The following is a 2,236-nucleotide window of genomic DNA, read 5'->3' as shown; positions in this document are numbered from 1 at the left end:
ACGATGCGGTTCGCTTCCCGTACCGCCGGCACCGTCAGGTCTGAAAGGACCGTGTTGTGCTTGTCGTAGAGCTCGTACCCGGGCTCGACATCGATGGGGCGGACGAGGATCTGCGCCAGGTGCGCGTCCGGGTTGTCGGTGTCCTCGAGGAGGACGTGTCCCCAGAGGATCCGGTCGTTCGAGAGGTGCATGGACACCAGACGCATCATCGTCAGTACCTCCAAGAAGTCGAGACAGCAGCCGGGCCTGTTAGTGCTGCTGAGGGTCGGGGCGGGTGCGGCCGAGACGTTCTGGCGCCCAGGTGAGGATGAACCGCATGATCCGGTCCGCTTCCGCCATTGCGGGATCCGACGGGTCCCGCGCGTCAGGGTCGACGTTGTTGAGCCGGAACCACGGAGCTTCGTCGGCGTGGTCGATGAGGATGACTGAGGGCTTGTGGTTGGGGCGGGTGGGGTTGGTGAACATGACGGAGCCGAAGAAGCGGGTGTCGTCGAATGCCAACGTCATGGACAGCAGCTGCAACATCATCGGGTCCGTTCTTCTCAGCTGCCGGAGGGGTGCCAGCGGAGGTCGTGGGAAAGGTCCGCTTGGAAGTGCAGCAGCTGCCGCAGCCCGTTCACGGCGTCGGTGTTCACGTCCACCCAGCTGTCTTCGTAGATGGTGTGCGCGGTGATGAACTCATTCGTGCAGCACCCCTGATTGGTCGCGGTGAGGATGGTGGTGTCCTGCGGGATGACGACCGCCACGGTGGCGTCATCCGCTGATGCGGGCTCGTAGCCAAGCGCCTGCATGTCGGGATGCTTCCCGAAGAACGCGGTCAGCCGGTTCGGCGGGACCAGGACGCCGGACTGCTGCGCGGCCCACCGGTCCGACATCATCCCGCTCAACGCGATGAGCTGGTCTGCTTGCGTGTCGATGGTGTCGTCGCGGTGCCAGCAGGTGCGCACTCCGCCGGGGCCCGGGTAGGCGGCGAGAGCCCAGTCGATGAGCGAGGGCCGGTCCGTCGCTTCCCACCCCAACGGCGTATGGAACACATGCTGCCCAAGGGTCGGCATGACTGCACGGACGTCGTCCGCCGGGATGCCGATATGTTCTGCGACGGCATGCGTGCCACCACCGTGCATCGCGATGGTCCGGGCGATAGCGAATACGGTCCGCCAGCCCGGTGTCGCGTCTCGTTGCATTGACGTTCCGTGCACTTGCCGGCCGTTCGCCCAGACGCGTTGCCGTTTCCCATTAACGACCACCAAGTCCGGATACCGGCGCACCAGCGACAGGACTCCGCCCTCCGATCCACCTGGCAGGAGGACCACATCGTCGTGGCGGCCGTCCCCAGCCCCGTCCTCGGCGGTGCTTGTCGGGTCTGGTGTGGCGAGGAACGCAGTCCGGCCGTCCTCGAACCGGAGCCGGTCGAACGACTCCACCCGGGCGGGCATACCGGCGGCGGCGAGGGCGGTCAGCGTCTGGGTGATGTCGATGGTCCAACCGAGCCCGAACGGCAACGACAAGGCGGTCTGCTGCTGCCGGATGTCCTGCACCCACTTCCGGTCAGACATCAGCAGGGCCGACCGCATCCACGCCGCGACACATCGACCGGAGTTCCAGTAACACGTTCATCACCTGGGTCGCCGCTTCCACCAACGGGTCAGCAGGCTCGATGAGCTGCGTGCCGTTGAGGAGAGTGAACGTCCACCCGCAGTCCGACGGTCGAACGGCGACATGCCGTTGCAGGACCGCGGTTCCCGTCGAGTTCGTGAACGTCAGTCCTGCCAAGGTTGGCCAGATGGCGGCGTCGAACTGCGCAGTCAACGACAGCAGCCGCAACGGGATCGGCTCGAACCGCGGCGATAGGCGCTCAGGCATCGACAGCCAACCGCGGGTCATCCTCTGACAGGCGCTCCAGTCCGAGACCGGACGCGTCGAGGATCGCGTTTTCGCTCTCCTCGGTGGCGACGAACGACCCGATCTGCGCGTTGATCGCGACAAGCGTCCCTATCCGACTCCGAGCATCGAGAACGACTGCGGCGACCTCCTCGTCCGTGCAGTCGGAGGTGAGTTCCGGCTTCGACGGGTGCAGCGCCGGGAACTCCAGCTGCTGCACCCGCGGATGCCACTTCACCCCGACTCGCAGGACACGGCCGTCTTCGTCGTTGCGGTAAAACATCGACCCGAACGGATGACCCATGTCAAGGGTGAGGTCTGCACCGTACAGCGTCCAACCGGTGGCTGCGTAGGC

Annotated in this window: 5 protein-coding genes; all 5 read right to left on the bottom strand. The window is 65.7% G+C overall.

The window, feature by feature from the left end; genetic code table 11:
* Positions 1–197 (bottom strand): hypothetical protein (locus DEI89_RS17205; RefSeq protein WP_146236851.1); only part of this gene is annotated, 197 nt, incomplete at its 3' end.
* Between the two features lie 52 nt (positions 198–249).
* Entirely contained in the window at positions 250–525 is a 276-nt protein-coding gene (locus DEI89_RS17200) for a hypothetical protein (RefSeq protein WP_146236850.1), read from the bottom strand.
* A 17-nt stretch (positions 526–542) separates the two neighbouring features.
* A complete protein-coding gene (locus DEI89_RS17195) occupies positions 543–1,538 on the bottom strand; it encodes a hypothetical protein (protein WP_146236849.1) in 996 nt (331 codons plus the stop codon).
* 10 nt (positions 1,539–1,548) lie between these two features.
* Complete coding sequence (locus DEI89_RS17190) at positions 1,549–1,863, bottom strand: hypothetical protein (protein WP_110905273.1); 315 nt, start codon at positions 1,861–1,863, stop codon at positions 1,549–1,551.
* Positions 1,856–2,236, bottom strand: a 381-nt coding sequence (locus DEI89_RS17185; RefSeq protein WP_220034557.1) for a hypothetical protein, incomplete at its 5' end; no start/stop codon positions are given. The genes DEI89_RS17185 and DEI89_RS17190, both read right to left, overlap by 8 nt.

The sequence above is a fragment of the Curtobacterium sp. MCBD17_030 genome (genome assembly GCF_003224255.1).
Lineage (GTDB): Bacteria > Actinomycetota > Actinomycetes > Actinomycetales > Microbacteriaceae > Curtobacterium.
This window is presented reverse-complemented; position numbering and strand designations above follow the sequence as displayed.

What these genes read in the sequence shown, in the direction of transcription:
- DEI89_RS17200 (WP_146236850.1), bottom strand. Translation starts at nt 525, where the DNA reads ATGTTGCAGCTGCTGTCCATGACGTTGGCATTCGACGACACCCGCTTC.
- DEI89_RS17190 (WP_110905273.1), bottom strand. Translation starts at nt 1,863, where the DNA reads ATGCCTGAGCGCCTATCGCCGCGGTTCGAGCCGATCCCGTTGCGGCTG.